Origin of the sequence: Acinetobacter genomosp. 15BJ, assembly GCF_000400715.1 — a bacterium.
Taxonomy (GTDB): domain Bacteria; phylum Pseudomonadota; class Gammaproteobacteria; order Pseudomonadales; family Moraxellaceae; genus Acinetobacter.
In genome coordinates this window covers 1,625,730-1,642,019 of sequence record NZ_KE007347.1, presented here as the reverse complement: position 1 = coordinate 1,642,019, position 16,290 = coordinate 1,625,730, and the positions used below count along the sequence as shown (strand labels likewise).

13 protein-coding genes are annotated in these 16,290 nt (G+C 40.7%); 11 read left to right on the top strand and 2 right to left on the bottom strand.

Annotated features, from left to right (window positions below):
* Positions 1-29 precede the first annotated feature (29 nt).
* The gene (radA, locus tag F896_RS06505) at positions 30-1,418 is read right to left on the bottom strand and encodes a DNA repair protein RadA (RefSeq protein ID WP_016164302.1); all 1,389 of its coding nucleotides are present in this window, start codon (positions 1,416-1,418) and stop codon (positions 30-32) included.
* Positions 1,419-1,777: 359 nt separating this feature from the next.
* Between radA and F896_RS06510 the strand changes: the two genes are divergently transcribed.
* The 7 genes from F896_RS06510 to F896_RS06540 all read left to right on the top strand — a co-directional run bounded on the left by F896_RS06510 (position 1,778) and on the right by F896_RS06540 (position 8,848).
* Positions 1,778-3,286 (top strand): alanine/glycine:cation symporter family protein, encoded by a 1,509-nt coding sequence (locus F896_RS06510; RefSeq protein ID WP_016164301.1) that lies wholly within the window; start codon positions 1,778-1,780, stop codon positions 3,284-3,286.
* A 290-nt stretch (positions 3,287-3,576) separates the two neighbouring features.
* Positions 3,577-4,989: an amino acid permease gene (locus tag F896_RS06515; RefSeq protein WP_016164300.1), complete on the top strand. Its 1,413-nt coding sequence runs from the start codon at positions 3,577-3,579 to the stop codon at positions 4,987-4,989.
* Between the two features lie 141 nt (positions 4,990-5,130).
* Complete coding sequence (gene lptM, locus F896_RS06520) at positions 5,131-5,370, top strand: LPS translocon maturation chaperone LptM (RefSeq protein ID WP_004654681.1); 240 nt, start codon at positions 5,131-5,133, stop codon at positions 5,368-5,370.
* Positions 5,371-5,392: 22 nt separating this feature from the next.
* Positions 5,393-6,643: a diaminopimelate decarboxylase gene (lysA, locus tag F896_RS06525; protein WP_016164299.1), complete on the top strand. Its 1,251-nt coding sequence runs from the start codon at positions 5,393-5,395 to the stop codon at positions 6,641-6,643.
* A 6-nt stretch (positions 6,644-6,649) separates the two neighbouring features.
* Positions 6,650-7,504 carry a diaminopimelate epimerase gene (gene dapF, locus F896_RS06530; RefSeq protein ID WP_016164298.1) on the top strand — a complete coding sequence of 285 codons (855 nt, stop codon included), beginning with the start codon at positions 6,650-6,652 and terminating at the stop codon, positions 7,502-7,504.
* Between the two features lie 73 nt (positions 7,505-7,577).
* Entirely contained in the window at positions 7,578-8,249 is a 672-nt protein-coding gene (locus tag F896_RS06535) for a Hint domain-containing protein (protein ID WP_016164297.1), read from the top strand.
* A complete protein-coding gene (locus F896_RS06540; RefSeq protein ID WP_016164296.1) occupies positions 8,246-8,848 on the top strand; it encodes an alpha/beta fold hydrolase in 603 nt (200 codons plus the stop codon). Before F896_RS06535 ends, F896_RS06540 begins: the two co-directional genes overlap by 4 nt.
* 54 nt (positions 8,849-8,902) lie before the next feature.
* Here F896_RS06540 and F896_RS06545 read toward each other — a convergent pair whose 3' ends face one another.
* Complete coding sequence (locus F896_RS06545) at positions 8,903-9,514, bottom strand: LysE family translocator (protein WP_016164295.1); 612 nt, start codon at positions 9,512-9,514, stop codon at positions 8,903-8,905.
* Positions 9,515-9,676: 162 nt separating this feature from the next.
* Here F896_RS06545 and xerA point away from each other — a divergent pair, with 162 nt between their 5' ends.
* The 4 genes from xerA to gyrA all read left to right on the top strand — a co-directional run bounded on the left by xerA (position 9,677) and on the right by gyrA (position 16,259).
* Positions 9,677-10,564 carry a site-specific tyrosine recombinase/integron integrase gene (xerA, locus tag F896_RS06550; protein WP_171069700.1) on the top strand — a complete coding sequence of 296 codons (888 nt, stop codon included), beginning with the start codon at positions 9,677-9,679 and terminating at the stop codon, positions 10,562-10,564.
* Between the two features lie 438 nt (positions 10,565-11,002).
* Positions 11,003-11,752, top strand: a complete 750-nt coding sequence (locus F896_RS06555) for an electron transfer flavoprotein subunit beta/FixA family protein (RefSeq protein WP_004654672.1) — start codon at positions 11,003-11,005, stop codon at positions 11,750-11,752.
* 17 nt (positions 11,753-11,769) lie between these two features.
* Positions 11,770-12,705 carry an FAD-binding protein gene (locus F896_RS06560; protein ID WP_016164293.1) on the top strand — a complete coding sequence of 312 codons (936 nt, stop codon included), beginning with the start codon at positions 11,770-11,772 and terminating at the stop codon, positions 12,703-12,705.
* 824 nt (positions 12,706-13,529) lie between these two features.
* Positions 13,530-16,259, top strand: a complete 2,730-nt coding sequence (gene gyrA, locus F896_RS06565) for a DNA gyrase subunit A (RefSeq protein ID WP_016164292.1) — start codon at positions 13,530-13,532, stop codon at positions 16,257-16,259.
* Positions 16,260-16,290: the final 31 nt, after the last annotated feature.

The window sequence follows — 16,290 nt, the reverse complement described above, 5'->3', positions numbered from 1 at the left end:
ACAAAAGTATGTTTTTTTATGTCAATTGATTACCCTAATTCATCACTCAACTGCATGGCCTCAGTCAGGGCTTCATGTAAACGTGCCACAGCAATGATTTGTACGCCATCAATTGATTTCTGAGGTGCATTTCCTCGAGGTAAAATCACATACTTAAAGCCATGTTTTGCCGCTTCTTTTAAGCGTTCTTGTCCATTCGGTACAGGACGAATTTCACCAGAGAGCCCGACTTCACCAAAGACAGCCAATTGCTGCGGTAAGGCTTTGCCTCTTAAACTTGAAGCACATGCCAGTAGTACAGCTAAGTCAGAACCCGTCTCGGTAATTTTCAAACCACCGACCACATTGACATAGACATCTTGTCCTGAGGTTTGTACGCCACCATGCCGATGCATTACTGCCAGCAGCATATTTAAACGGTTTTGTTCTAAACCAAGTGCTACACGACGGGGTTGCCCGTGAGCATCATCAACGAGAGCTTGAACTTCAACGAGTAGTGGGCGAGTACCTTCACGGCTAATCATCACGATTGAACCTGGAATGGCTTCATCATAACGACTTAAGAAAATAGCTGATGGATTGGCCACTTCACGTAGACCTTTATCGGTCATCGCAAATACACCGAGTTCATTGACTGCACCAAAACGGTTCTTTACCGCACGTATCATGCGATAACGAGAGTCAGATTGCCCTTCAAAATAAAGCACACAATCGACCATATGTTCTAAAACACGAGGACCCGCTAATGCGCCTTCTTTGGTGACATGACCAACAAGGAATAAAGCAGTGCCGCTATTCTTTGCAAATCGAGTCAGTAGGGCAGCAGATTCACGGATTTGTGAGACACCGCCGGGTGCCGATTGCAGTGTTTCGGTATATAAGGTTTGAATAGAGTCCAAAATTGCAACAGCGGGACGTTTTTGTGCGAGTACTTCGCAAATGCGCTCAACACAGGTTTCCGCCATCACCTTAAGTGAGTCTGTAGGTAGATCTAAACGTTGAGCTCGTAAGGCAACCTGTGAAAGTGATTCTTCACCCGTCACATAAAGCGCCGAGCTTTTTTTACTGGCCATATGGGTGGCGGTTTGCAACAGTATGGTTGATTTACCAATCCCAGGATCACCACCGATCAACACCACTGAACCGATAACTAGACCACCACCGAGTACACGATCGAATTCGCTAATGCCTGTTGGAACACGAGTTTCATTGGATACTGTGACTTGATTGAGCGTGGTAATGCTGGCTGCTTGCCCCGCATAGCCGCCTATTTTAGCTTGGCCGCGATGTGTCACTGCTGGCTCAATTCGAACCTCGAGCAGACTATTCCATTCGCCACATTCAGTACATTGACCTGTCCATTTAGGATGGTCTGCACCACATTGTTCACATCGGTAAACGGTTTTAATTTTTGCCATAAGATAAAATTGAAAACTTTCTTAAAATTAGATAAAAAAGAATCAGGACGAAAATTTCTAACAATGCTGATCGTTCTTTAAGGAATTACAAAACGAAGACGGCATGATTTCGTCGCAGATTGGTTAAAGGGAAGTGCTCAGAAAAATAACATGATATACAACTTTTACAAGTTATAGACAGTGTGTTTTTAGCAATCGCTTTTTTTGTTCAGTTCACTTTTTCCAAGGATGGTGTTGGTGTGTTCGCTTATTTATTGTCATGAGGTTTTGATCGAATGGCATAGATATTGCTCATGCTCAGACGAATGAAAATTTAGCAGTGGCTATTTTTTCAAAATATATAATAAAGGTTAATGTCTATGAGTACAGCAGAAATTGTAAATTGGGTAAATGGAATTATCTGGAGTCCAGCGCTGATCTATTTATGCCTAGGTGCTGGTTTGTTTTTTTCTATTTTAACTCGGTTTGTGCAAGTTCGCCAAATTAAGGAAATGGCAAAACTGTTAATTAATGGTTCATCCTCCGCGCAAGGAATTTCCTCATTCCAAGCCCTGTCAGTCTCTTTATCTGGACGTGTCGGGGTCGGTAATATTGCAGGGGTGGCGGCAGCAATTGGGTTCGGTGGTCCAGGTGCTGTGTTTTGGATGTGGTTAGTCGCATTTTTGGGTGCGAGTACCGCGTATGTCGAGTCCACACTCGGTCAAATTTATAAGGTCGAATATCAAGGTGAATATCGTGGTGGGCCTGCATTTTATTTTGACCGAGGCTTAGGTCAGCGTTGGTTAGGGATTCTCTTTGCGATTGCTGCAATTGTTTCCTGTGGTTTGTTTCTACCTGGCATTCAAGCCAATGCGGTCGGTAATGCGTTTACCCAAATTACAGGTCAGGGTGCCATCGTATTTGGTAATGTCGGTACTTATAAATTATTAGCCTTAATCGTGATTGTCTCTTTATTGGCAATCATTATTTTTGGTGGAATTAAACGTATTGCTCGCTTCGCAGAGTTCGTTGTTCCATTTATGGCCTTGGGTTATATCTTGATGGCTGTCATTATTGTCGGGATGAATATCCAAGAATTGCCTGGCGTGATCAAACTCATCTTTGAAGATGCATTTTCTCCAATGGCAGGGATTGGCGCCGCAATTGGTTGGGGAGTAAAACGTGGTGTTTACTCGAATGAGGCAGGGCAAGGTACTGGACCGCATGCAGCTGCAGCCGCAGAAGTTCAGCATCCAGCGCAGCAAGGTTTTGTGCAAGCCTTTTCAATTTATGTCGACACGTTATTTGTGTGTTCTGCAACAGCCTTTATGATTTTGATTACAGGCATGTATAACGTACAAGGTACCTTAGAAGCTGGGCAGTTTATCGTGCAAAATGTAGCGGCTACCACTGAAATTGGTTCACCTGCATTTACACAAATGGCAGTGAGCACCGTATTTGGTGGCTTTGGTCAAATCTTTGTCGCATTGGCTGTATTCTTCTTCGCCTTTACCACGATTGTGGCCTATTACTATATTGCTGAAACAAACATCACTTATCTGAGCTATATCACCAAAACACCATCTCTTTTATTCATCACTAAATGTTTCATTATGATTTCCGTGGCTTATGGCGTACTCAGCGCAACAGGTTATATTTGGGGGATTGGTGATATTGGGGTTGGTCTGATGGCATGGATTAATATCATCGGTATTATCGTGACTTATTTTGTATGGAAACCGACCATTAAAGCACTGCGAGATTATGAAGAGCAGCAAAAAGCGGGGGTCAAAGAGTTTATATTTGATCCAGTTAAACTCGGTATTCGAAATGCAACATTCTGGGAAGAGCGTTTGAAGAAGAAACAGCAACAATCATCTAATGATTGAATTATAAATTAATATTTTCGGGATAAAGAAGTTAGGAAGAATATTCCTGACTTCTTTTTTATGGATTCAACGATTTCCTGTATTTGTGATGTCCTCACAAGTTCATTGTATTGTTTTTGCCTTGTGCGTATGATCGAATTCAATTGTATTTTGAGAAATACAGGTAAAAAATTGCTTAGCTGAAGTCAGCCAATCTATAGATAACGAGAAAAGATACCGAAAATAGTACGAATCGTTATTGAGAGCGGACTTTAGTTAATGAACTAAAAACACTGGAGAGTTTTTGTAAAATGTCGAATCAAAATCTGAGTGAGGCTGCTGAACAAAGCGGACTTCACCGTAGTCTATCTAATCGACATCTACAGTTGATTGCGATTGGCGGTGCAATCGGAACAGGGTTGTTCATGGGGTCTGGTAAAACCATTAGTTTAGCTGGACCATCTATTCTGTTTATTTATATGACCATTGGTTTGATGGTGTTCTTCGTAATGCGTGCATTAGGGGAACTGCTACTATCCAACCTCAACTACAAATCTTTTATCGATTTATCGACTGATTTAATCGGCCCTTGGGCTGGCTATTTTGTTGGTTGGACTTATTGGCTCTGTTGGGTCACCATTGGTATCGCAGATTTATCAGCCATTATTTACTATCTGGAATTCTTTAATGGTGGCGAATCATTTACACCATTAGGTGGTTTGCTGATTAGTACTGTCGCTATTGCTTTTGTGCTTGGCTTGAACTTAGTCACCGTAAAATTATTCGGTGAAATGGAATTCTGGTTTGCGATGGTGAAGATCACAGCGATTATTGTCCTGATTGCTGTTGGTCTATGGATGATCTTTACTGGGTTTACCAGCACTACGGGTACGGTTGCAAGTGTATCTAACCTTTGGACACACGGTGGTATGTTCCCTAAAGGTTTAGATGGTTTCTTGGCGGGTTTCCAAATTGCAATTTTCGCATTTGTCGGGGTGGAATTGGTTGGTACAACTGCTGCCGAAACACAAGATCCGAAACGTAACTTACCGAAAGCAATCAACTCGATTCCAATCCGTATCATTATTTTCTACGTATTGGCATTGTTCGTGGTGATGTGTGTAACACCTTGGGATCAAATCAATCCTAAAGTTAGTCCATTCGTAAACATCTTCTCACAAGCGGGTATTGCTTCTGCAGCGATTATCATGAACTTGGTGGTGTTGTCGTCAGTGATGTCATCAATGAACAGTGGCGTATTCTCAACCAGCCGTATGTTGTTTGGTTTGTCAGGAGATCAGCAAGCACCAAAACTATTTGCGAAGCTTTCTAAATCTGCTGTACCTGCAAAAGCATTAATCTTCTCTTCTATCTGTATCTTCATTGGTGCATTTGTTCAGTTTGTTTATAAATTACAAACGGGTACTAATGATGAAGTGACGGCATTTACTTTAGCAACAACGCTATCAACGATTTTATTCATCTGTGTATGGATGATTATTATGTGGAGTTATATTAACTACCGTAGAAATCGTCCTGAATTGCATGCGCAATCAACATTTAAATTGCCTGGTGGTGTGTTTACATGTTGGGTGGTGATCATTTTCTTCCTTGCAACGATTTACTTCCTTGCCTTGGATGAAACCACGTTGGAATCACTCAAAGTTAGCCCAATCTGGTTTGTTATTTTAGCAATTGGTTATTTCTTCTATAAGAAAAAGTAATTCTTTAGCCGATTTAACACAAAACGCTGACCCCAAAGTCGGCGTTTTTTTATGGTTATTGTTTGATTCATTCAAGTTTAGACTTTAGCCAATCTGACGATCACGCTATACTGCTCCGAATTGTAAAAGTTAGGTGCACAGATGCTTAAAGTCATTTGTTCTATCAGTGTGTTGCTGAGCAGCGTTATTTTAACTGCATGCGGTCAGTCAGGTGCATTGCAATTACCGTCTGATCAAAATCAGGATAAGCGCGCAAAATATCTGCTTTATAAAAATGAAGCACCTCAGGCTAAGGCTTCATCTGATGCAAAAGCAGATCAAGCAGAGGTAGAACGCCAAGCAACATCGTCAACGACTCAATCACAGACCATCTCACCTTAAGTTTGTAAATAAGGACATCTTCATGAGTTTCACTCGCATTAATGGAGTATTGCACGCTGAGCAATGTTCACTGGATCAGCTCGCACAGCAATATGGCACGCCTTTATATGTTTATTCAAAAGCAACTTTTGAAAAGCATTATTTGGATATGCACCGTGCTTTTGATTTTATTGATCATCAAATCTGTTTTGCGGTGAAGTCAAACTCAAATTTGGCTGTTCTAAATGTGTTGGCAAAGGTAGGTGCAGGTTTTGATATCGTAACTGGTGGAGAACTGGCACGTGTACTTGCAGCAGGTGGTGAACCTTCGAAAATCGTATTTTCTGGTTTAGGTAAATCTGAAGCCGATATCGAAAAAGCCTTAAATGTCGGGATTGCTTGCTTTAATGTCGAATCTCATGCTGAGCTGGATCGTATTCAAAAAGTTGCAGCGAAATTAGGCAAAAAAGCACCGATTTCTTTACGTGTAAATCCAGATGTAGATGCCAAAACTCATCCTTATATCTCTACAGGTTTGAAAGAAAATAAGTTTGGTATTCCAAGTGATACTGTTGATGAAACTTATCAATATGCAGCGTCGTTACCGAATCTTGAGATCGTCGGTATTGATTGTCATATCGGTTCACAATTGACTGAAACCAAACCTTTCGTGGATGCACTTGATCGTGTGATTTTAATGATTGAGCAGTTGAAAAGCTTGGGTATCAACCTCAAACATATTGATATTGGTGGTGGTTTGGGTGTGCGTTATAAAGATGAAACGCCACCAAGTGTTGAAGAATATGCTAATTCGATGCGTCCAGCTTTAGAAAAGTTGGGTCTCAAAGTCTATATGGAACCAGGGCGTAGTATTTCTGCCAATGCAGGTGCATTACTCACCAAGGTGGATTTGTTAAAACCGACCAATCATCGCAACTTTGCGATTATTGATGCGGCCATGAATGATTTAATTCGTCCTGCTCTATATGAAGCGTGGATGGATATCCAATCTGTCAATCCAAATCCTGATGTCGAAGTTAAAACTTGGGATTTGGTTGGTGCGATCTGTGAAACTGGCGATTTCTTGGGTAAAGAACGTGATTTAGCGCTTCAGGAAAATGATGTGTTGGCGGTATTAGGTGCAGGTGCTTACGGTTTTGTGATGAGCTCTAACTATAATACCCGTGGTCGTGCTGCTGAAGTTATGGTCAGTGGTGATCAAGCCTATTTAATTCGTGAACGTGAAACCATAGAATCACTCTGGGAAAAAGAGCGTTTGTTGCCTGAGGAGTAAATTAAGATGTATTTAGAATTTACCAAAATGCATGGTCTTGGCAATGATTTTATGGTCGTTGACCTTGTGACCCAGCGAGCTTATTTAGATACAGTGACGATTCAGCGTTTAGCTGATCGTCATTTCGGTGTGGGTTTTGATCAACTACTGATTGTTGAGCCACCTGATTTGCCAGATGTCGATTTTAAATATCGAATCTTTAATGCCGATGGTTCGGAAGTCGAGCAATGTGGCAATGGGGTGCGTTGTTTTGCTCGCTTTGTACATGAGCGTCAATTGACAACTAAAACCAAAATTCGTGTGCAAACCAAAGCAGGGATTGTTGAGCCTGAGTTGGGTGCCAATGGTTGGGTGCGTGTCAACATGGGACCACCGAAATTTCTTCCAGAAGAAATTCCGTTTGTGACCCAAGAGCATGAAGATATTGAAGGTTTATACGCACTGGAACTTGCAGATAATCAGAGCATTAATATTGATGTTGTGAATATGGGTAATCCGCATGCTGTCACGATTGTTCCTGATGTATTAACTGCTGATGTTGAGCGTATTGGTCCACAAGTGGAATCACATGCGCGTTTTCCTGCACGTGTGAATGCTGGATTTATGCAAATTCTGGATGAAAAGCATATCCGTTTACGTGTATTTGAGCGTGGTGTCGGTGAGACTTTAGCCTGTGGTACAGGAGCTTGTGCCGCAGCAATCAGTGGTATGCGCCGTGGTTTGCTGGCGAATGAAGTCGAAGTTCAGCTTGCTGGTGGGAAGTTACATATCGCTTGGCGTGAAGGTGATGTGGTCTGGATGACAGGTCCTACCACACATGTTTATGATGCCCGTTTGGATTTAAGATATTTCCAAGTGTAATTTTAAAAAGATATAAACCTATCTTACGATAAGTAGGGTAGGTTTTTTTATAACTAGAAAGGACATAAATAAAATGAATGGTTTTGCAGCAGGGACATTGGTTCATACGGATAAAGGATTGATTCCAATTCAGAATATTAAAGTGGGCGACCTTGTTTTATCTATGTCGGAAGAAAATATAGATATTAAAGCTTATAAACGTATATTAAAAATAATAACAACATCTAATCAGGAAGTTTATCGTTTTGCTTACTGTACAGAAGATCAATTTTCCGAAATGTATATGGATCTAAGTTATGTTCTTTCAACTGCAGAACATCCAATCTGGTCTATAGAAGAAAATTGTTGGAGACCAGTAAATGAGTTTCAGGGATATAGCAAAGTATATACGTTAGGAGTTGATGAAAAGCAATATTACTTTTTCTGGGCTAATCAATTGTATCGAACGTATGATAGTCATGGGAATATATATGGTCATACAGCTCCACCATTGTCTAGGGATTTTGCTGAAGCGGATAGAATGGAAGCTTTTTTTAAAGTTACTTTAGAATCTATAAAAACTTATAATATGGAGTATGAAAATAAATATTCTCCATTTATGAATGAGGCTATTTCACTTTCATTAATCAAAGACTTATCATCAGTCGCTGATGGAACACCTTTACTAGTTGATACTTATCATATTGAAGTAGAGGATTTTAAGACTTATTTTGTTGGCGAATTAGGACTTTGGGTACATCAATGAAAAACTTGGTCTTTCTTGCGGGTGCGTCTGGAAATACTCAATTTTGGAATCCTCTGATCGAACAGATTCCTCATCATTATACAAAACAAGTAGTTGCTTATCCTGGTTTTCATGGTGTGGCAACAGATTCTGATATTCACAGTTTTGATGATCTGAGCCATTATGTGCTTGCACAGATTCAGCAACCTTCTATTCTTATTGCCCAATCTATGGGCGGAATCTTTGCCATCGCTGCGGCATTACAAAAAACAGATTTGGTGAAAGGTTTAGTCTTGATCACAACTTCGGGTGGAATTAATTTAGACCGATTTCAAGTTCAAGACTGGCGTCAGTTTTATCAGCAAGAATATATTGAATACCCCGATTGGTTCGTGACAACAAAAGCCGATTATGAGCAATGTTTACCAGATATTGAGGTGAACACTTTATTGATCTGGGGCAATCAAGATCCGATTAGTCCGATTGCGGTTGGTGAATATTTAAATCAGATCTTGCAAAAATCTAAACTCTATATTGTTGAAGGTGGTGACCATCAGCTGGCAGAGAAATGTGCAGATGAAGTCGCCATACAAATAAATGATTATTTAAAAAAGAATTAGATCGTGGTTGAAATTGATATTGTGCGTGCTGTGATCAGCACGCTTTTTTATTGCTTATCGTTTGCTGAATGCGAGTTTGAGTGCAAATAAGATGAAAATACTCCCTGTAATACGATCCATATAGCGAATGAATTTAGGCTGCTTCAAATAAGCAGAAATGGACTGCATCGCAGTGATCAAAAAAATTGACCAAATAAATCCAATGGCGACATGAATCATCACCAGCCCCATGGTCCAGATGACTGGAGACGAAGATTGTGGAATAAACTGAGGTAAGAAAGAAATATAAAAAATACCGACTTTGGGGTTGAGTAGATTGCCCCAAAACCCTTTAATAAACCAGTTTTGAGTCACCGCTACATCGTCTAGACCTGCAAGTTGGCTACGCGGTTTTAAAATAAGATTTAAGCCTAACCATGCTAAATAAATCGCACCTATCCATTTCAAGGCATTGAAGGCGAGATCGGAGGTCATTAACAATGCACCTAATCCACAGGCCACAATCACGCCCCATACAATACAACCTAGATTAATCCCTAAAGCAGCTTGGAATGCCTTCGCTTTACCTTCCAGAGTAGCAGTGCGAATAATCAGTGTGGTATCTAGACCAGGAGTAATAGTCAAGAGGGTGATTGCGATGAGATAGGGAATAAGCATTGTTGTCATGATGATGGTGTCACTCAAAACTTGAAATTTATTGTATTACACAGGCATCAATTGTTCGATATCGGTTTAGCGATAAATCGCAGCAAAATTTGCTAGACTGTAGCCGTAGCTATAGGCATAACACTGGAGAGCAATTTGGAAAGTCCTGAAAAACTGTTATCCATGTGGTTAAAAGAACGGATCATTCAAAATCAATCTGAACATACCATTGCTGCTTATCAACGTGATTTAACCGATTTTTTTAAATTTTGCGAATATAAGCAATTACAATTACCAGATGTTGAGGCTTCTGATTTGCGGGAGTATCTGGCTGCGCGTGTCGAACGAGATCAATTGAGTAGCAGTAGCTTGCAGCGTCATTTGACTTCAATTCGTCAATTTATGAAGTGGGCAGAACAAGGTCAATATCTGGAGCAAAATCCATCTGAAGATTTCCGATTAAAACGTCAACCACGACCTTTACCGGGGATGATTGATATTGAGACTGTACATCAGATCTTAGATCAAGTAGCACCAGAGAAACCGATCGAACAACAATTATGGTTACGTGATAAAGCCATGCTCGAACTGCTTTATTCCAGTGGTCTCCGTTTAGCAGAATTACAAGGATTGACGATTAAAGATGTCGATTTTAACCGACAACTTTTACGTATTATGGGTAAAGGCAATAAAACCCGAATTGTCCCATTTGGTGGCAAGGCCAAGGACAGTCTGGTGGAATGGCTGAAAATCTATCGAATTTGGCAAAGTGGTGTTAATGCCGACTCAGCTGTTTTCATCTCACAGCGTGGTAATGCCTTAACTCCGCGTCAGATTGAAAATCGAGTCAAACTGCAAGCACAGCGTGCAGGTGTCAATGTTGATTTACATCCACATTTATTGCGTCATTGTTTTGCGAGTCATATGCTTTCCGCTAGTGGTGATTTACGTTCTGTACAAGAGATGCTTGGGCACAGTAATTTGTCGACCACCCAAATTTATACCCATGTTGACTTCGAACAACTGGCTAAAGTGTATGATCAAACCCATCCACGCGCGCAAAAAAGCTAAATCCTGATATATTATGTTGCAAAATTGAGCATTTAATCGTCGACTACTTTTTCGCTTTATTTGTGAGATTTGTTTAATTGGTGTTCTTACTTAATTGACGCTTTTTTTCGAAAGTGAAAAGACATGTAAATTTATCAGAAACGATCCGTTACAGATCATCCTTATTTAAATCAAAATGCCTGTTTTAGATCGTTGAATTTTATAAAATATTAAAAAAATCAAAGTTTAATATTCATCACATTTATAAACTAAATTTGTAGCATCAATAATTATTTTCAATATGTGAACTGAGCGTTTCATCTTTTTTGTTGCCATAGCGGAAATTGTGACTTGACCGAAATGCCAAATACATTGCAAGATAGGGCACCTAAAAAGTTTCAATCGAAGAGTTAGAATGCTCTTCATTACATTTACTTGCTTAGAACAGCCGAGGATTACATGAAGGCTCTTGTCGCTGTAAAACGTGTGGTTGATGCCAACGTAAAAGTTCGTGTTAAGCCGGACAATAGTGGGGTTGACCTTACCAACGTTAAGATGTCAATCAACCCATTCTGTGAAATCGCAGTGGAAGAAGCGGTTCGCTTAAAAGAAAAAGGAACAGTTTCTGAAATCGTTGTTGTTTCAGTGGGTTCTAAAGACGCTCAAGAACAAATTCGTTCTGCAATGGCTTTAGGTGCTGACCGCGGTATTTTAGTTGAAACTGCTGATGAAGTTGGCGCTTTAGAAGTTGCTAAAATCTTGAAAGGCGTTGTTGATGCTGAAAAACCAGAACTTATCCTTCTTGGTAAACAAGCAATTGATGATGACTCTAACCAAGTAGGTCAAATGCTTGGTGCTTTACTCGGTGCTGGTCAAGGTACTTTCGCATCTGAAGTTAAAGTCGATGGTGGTAAAGTTCAAGTAACTCGTGAAGTTGACGGTGGTTTACAAACTGTTGAGCTTGCACTTCCTGCAATCATCACGACTGACTTACGTTTGAATGAGCCACGTTATGCTGCTCTTCCAAACATCATGAAAGCGCGTAAAAAACCGCTTGATACTAAGTCACCTGCTGACTATGGCGTTGCAACAGGCACTAAGCTTAAAACAATTAAAGTTGAAGCACCTGCTGAACGTAAAGCTGGCGTACAAGTGAAGTCTGTAGACGAGCTTGTTGAAAAATTGAAAAACGAAGCGAAAGTGATCTAATACAGAAGGATAAAATCATGAGTATTTTAGTTATCGCTGATCACAACAACCAGACACTTAACGGTGCAACTTTAAACGTTGTTGCGGCAGCTCAAAAAATCGGTGGTGATATTACTGTATTAGTTGCTGGTTCTGGCGCTCAAGCAGTTGCTGACGCTGCTGCTAAAGTTGCTGGTGTGAGCAAAGTATTACTTGCTGACAATGCTGCTTATGCAAACCAATTGGCTGAAAACGTTGCTGGCTTAGTTGCTGACATCGCGAAAGGCGGATACAAATACGTATTAGCTGCTTCTACAACGACGGGTAAGAACATTCTTCCACGCGTTGCTGCACTTCTTGACGTAAGCATGATTTCAGACATCATTGCTGTTGAATCTGCAAACACGTTCAAACGCCCAATCTATGCTGGTAATGCGATTGCAACTGTTCAATCTGACGAAGCAATTATCGTTGGTACAGTTCGTGGTACAGCATTTGATGCAGTTGCTGCTGAAGGCGGTTCTGCTGCAGTTGAAGCGGTTGCTGAAGCGAAAGATGCGGGTATTTCTAAGTTTGTTAACGAAGAAATCGTAAAACTTGATCGTCCAGAGTTAACTGCTGCACGTATCGTTGTTTCTGGTGGTCGTGGTGTAGGTTCTGGTGAGAACTATCACAAAGTACTTGACCCATTAGCAGACAAGCTTGGTGCTGCTCAAGGTGCTTCACGTGCTGCGGTAGATGCTGGTTTCGTACCAAACGATTTCCAAGTTGGTCAAACTGGTAAAATCGTTGCTCCAGATCTTTATATGGCGATTGGTATCTCTGGTGCGATTCAGCACTTGGCAGGTATGAAAGATTCTAAAGTTATTGTTGCAATCAACAAAGACGAAGAAGCGCCAATCAACAGCGTTGCTGACTACTGGTTAGTTGGTGATTTGAACACTGTTGTACCTGAATTGGTATCTAAACTTTAATTCTTTGTGAATGAAGTTTGAAAAACGCTCCTAAAGGGGCGTTTTTTTATGTGGTTAAAAAAAGATTGAGATATTTGATTTGGTATAAGAGATCACTTTTGTTTTATTAATATCTGGAGATATTCAAATACTAAGTTGTATTCACTTAGCATGCCTATCTCGTTTTTGTTCTTACCTTCATTGAAGAGAGCGCATATATGCTCTTATGTGTATTACATTGAAGTTATACGAGCGATACAGGGGCTTCGTATACGTCCACCGCTGGAATAGCCAAAATCATTAGCAGATCAAAAGGAAAGGCTCTATAAGGGGGATAATAAATAGTCGTGAATACTTGGGAGGATGACTTATGGTGCGTAGGATTTTTATTAAAGATGTACTATATTTTTCTTTTAGCAGAAGTAATTTACTCTATTTGAGATTTTTTCCTCGAGCTAAACTGCGGAATATTCAACGCATTCTCTTAATATGAATCCTTATTTCTGCATTTATGGGTGGTAATGACGTTGATCTTAAGAAGAAGATAAATCTCATTTAATTCAACACTTTTATTCTGTTACTTGATGATCTTTTACCCAAAACAGGAAAGATTCAACTTTTATCGATTGAGTTTTGATTTGATAATTTTAAGTTATTAATTTATATAATTTTTTTATTGTAAAAAAATGCTATTTTTAGATGCGTAAACTCACAGTTAGTGAGTGCCTTGTGCTATAATTTTTCGCTGTATTTTTTATTTTTAGTTCAAGCCCTTGAGCTAAATTTTTGCAAGATTGAAGACATAAAAACAGGTACAACTCTCTACCTGTAAACAAGGAGTATGCATGAGCGTATCGGAAATCAGACCGATTGCCATTGAGGACGAACTCAAGCATTCATATCTAGATTACGCGATGAGCGTAATCGTATCTCGTGCATTGCCAGATGTTAGAGACGGTCTAAAACCTGTTCATCGTCGCGTATTATATGCGATGCACGAATTGGGCAATGATTATAACAAAGCGTACAAAAAGTCTGCTCGTGTTGTCGGGGACGTGATCGGTAAATATCACCCTCATGGTGACAGTGCAGTATACGAAACAATTGTTCGTATGGCGCAGGACTTCAGCTTGCGTTACATGTTGGTTGATGGTCAGGGTAACTTCGGTTCAGTCGATGGGGATAGCGCAGCAGCAATGCGTTATACCGAAGTTCGTATGCAAAAATTAACCCATGAAATCCTAGCTGATCTAGAAAAAGATACGGTTGATTGGGAAGATAACTACGACGGTTCTGAGCGGATTCCTCAGGTGATGCCAACGCGTATTCCAAATCTTTTGATTAATGGTACGACAGGTATTGCTGTTGGTATGGCGACCAATATGGCGCCACACAACATGACTGAAGTGGTCAATGCATGTTTGGCCTATGCCAATAACCCGAATATTTCTATTGAAGGTTTGATGGAGCACATTACGGGCCCAGATTTCCCTACAGGCGGTATTATTTACGGTAAATCAGGCATTGTAGATGCTTACCGTACGGGTAAAGGTCGTTTACATATTCGTGGTAAATATCACTTCGAAGAAGACCAAAAAACAGGTCGTACTACGATTGTTTTCACTGAAATTCCATATCAAGTCAACAAAGCAAGAACGATTGAGCGTATTGCTGAGTTAGTCAAAGAAAAGAAACTTGAAGGTATTTCTGAGCTTCGTGACGAATCTGATAAAGATGGTATGCGTATTGCCATTGACTTGAAGCGTGGTGAAAACGCTGAAGTTGCGGTGAATAATTTATTCTTGCATACGCAATTGCAAAACTCGTTCAGCATCAACATGGTCTGCCTAGACAATGGTCAGCCAAAGTTGATGAACCTGAAAGATATTATTGCGGCATTTATTCGTCACCGCCAAGAAGTGGTCACGCGCCGTACCATGTACGAATTGCGTAAAGCACGCGAGCGTGGTCATATCTTAGAAGGTTTGACGGTTGCATTAGCAAATATTGATGCAATTATCGAAACTATCAAAACTTCTGCCAATCCAGCTGAAGCGCGTGAGCGTTTACAAGCAGGTGAGTGGTCAGGCGGTGGTGTGGTTGCATTGCTTGAAAAAGCAGGTGCGATTTCTGTTCGTCCAGATGAGATCGAAGGCGAAGACCCAGCGCGTCCATTTGGTTTGTCTGGTGACGTTTATCGTTTGTCGCCAACACAAGTAGGCGCGATCTTAGAATTACGTCTACACCGCTTAACGGGCTTAGAGCAAGATAAGTTACACGCAGAATATACTGAAATCTTAGGTCAAATTGCTGAATTAACTGCAATTCTGAATGACTTTAACTTGTTGATGAATGTGATTCGTGAAGAACTTGCGTTGATCTTGCAACAATATGGTGATGGTCGTCGTACTGAGATTGTAGAGTCTGGTGTTGATTTCTGCCGTGAAGACTTGATTCCTGAAGAACAAGTTGTATTGACAGTGTCTCAAACAGGTTATGCAAAAACTCAACCACTTTCGGATTATCAAGCGCAACGCCGTGGTGGTCGTGGTAAGTCTGCAACAGCAATGAAAGATGATGACATCATCCAGCATTTAATTGTTGCCTCGAACCATGCAACGGTACTGTGCTTTACCAATGTGGGTAAAGTCTATCGCTTAAGAGTGTTTGAAGTTCCGCAGGCTTCACGCGGTGCAAAAGGTCGTCCGATTATTAATTTGCTTCCATTGGATGCGAATGAAACAGTAACCGCAATTTTACCGTTGACAGAATTCCCTGAGAACCATTATGTATTTATGGCGACTGCATCAGGTACAGTAAAACGTGTTGAGCTTGCACAATTTAGTAATGTTCGTTCAAATGGTTTACGTGCGATCGAGCTGAATGAAGAAGATACCTTAATTGGTGTTGCGATTACCGATGGTAACCAGCAGATCATGTTGTTCTCGAATGAAGGTAAGGCAATCCGTTTTGCTGAAACTGATGTTCGTGCCATGGGTCGTACTGCCAAAGGTGTACGTGGTATGCGGGTAAGCTTCGCCAGCAATACGATCGAAGCTGAAGATGCTGATGTTGAAAATGATGACAGCGATGACAATGATGATTCATCAGATTCGAATGTTGTTAGCCGTATTGTCTCCTTGGTTGTTGTCCCTGAAACGGGTGAAGTGCTGTGTGCGTGTGCCAATGGTTATGGTAAACGTACCCCAGTCGATGACTTCCCGACCAAGAAACGTGGTGGTAAGGGTGTAATTGCGATCAAGACCAGCGAACGTAATGGTGAGCTTGTTGGCGCAGTATCGATTGATGAAAGCAAAGAACTGATGTTGATTTCTGATGGCGGTACGTTGGTACGTACCCGTGCAGCAGAAGTGGCAACCACAGGCCGTAATGCTCAAGGCGTTCGTTTGATCCGTCTAAGCGATGCAGAAACCTTGGTTGGTGTTGTATCTATTGAAGCAGTAGAGGATGACGAAGAGTTAGATGCTATTGATGACGTAGAAAATACCGAAGCTGAAGCAATCACTTCTGAAGACGTTGTTGTTGAACCAAAAGATGATGCACCTGAAGCTTAATTCGTTTAGGTAATAAAAAAGGAAGCTGATC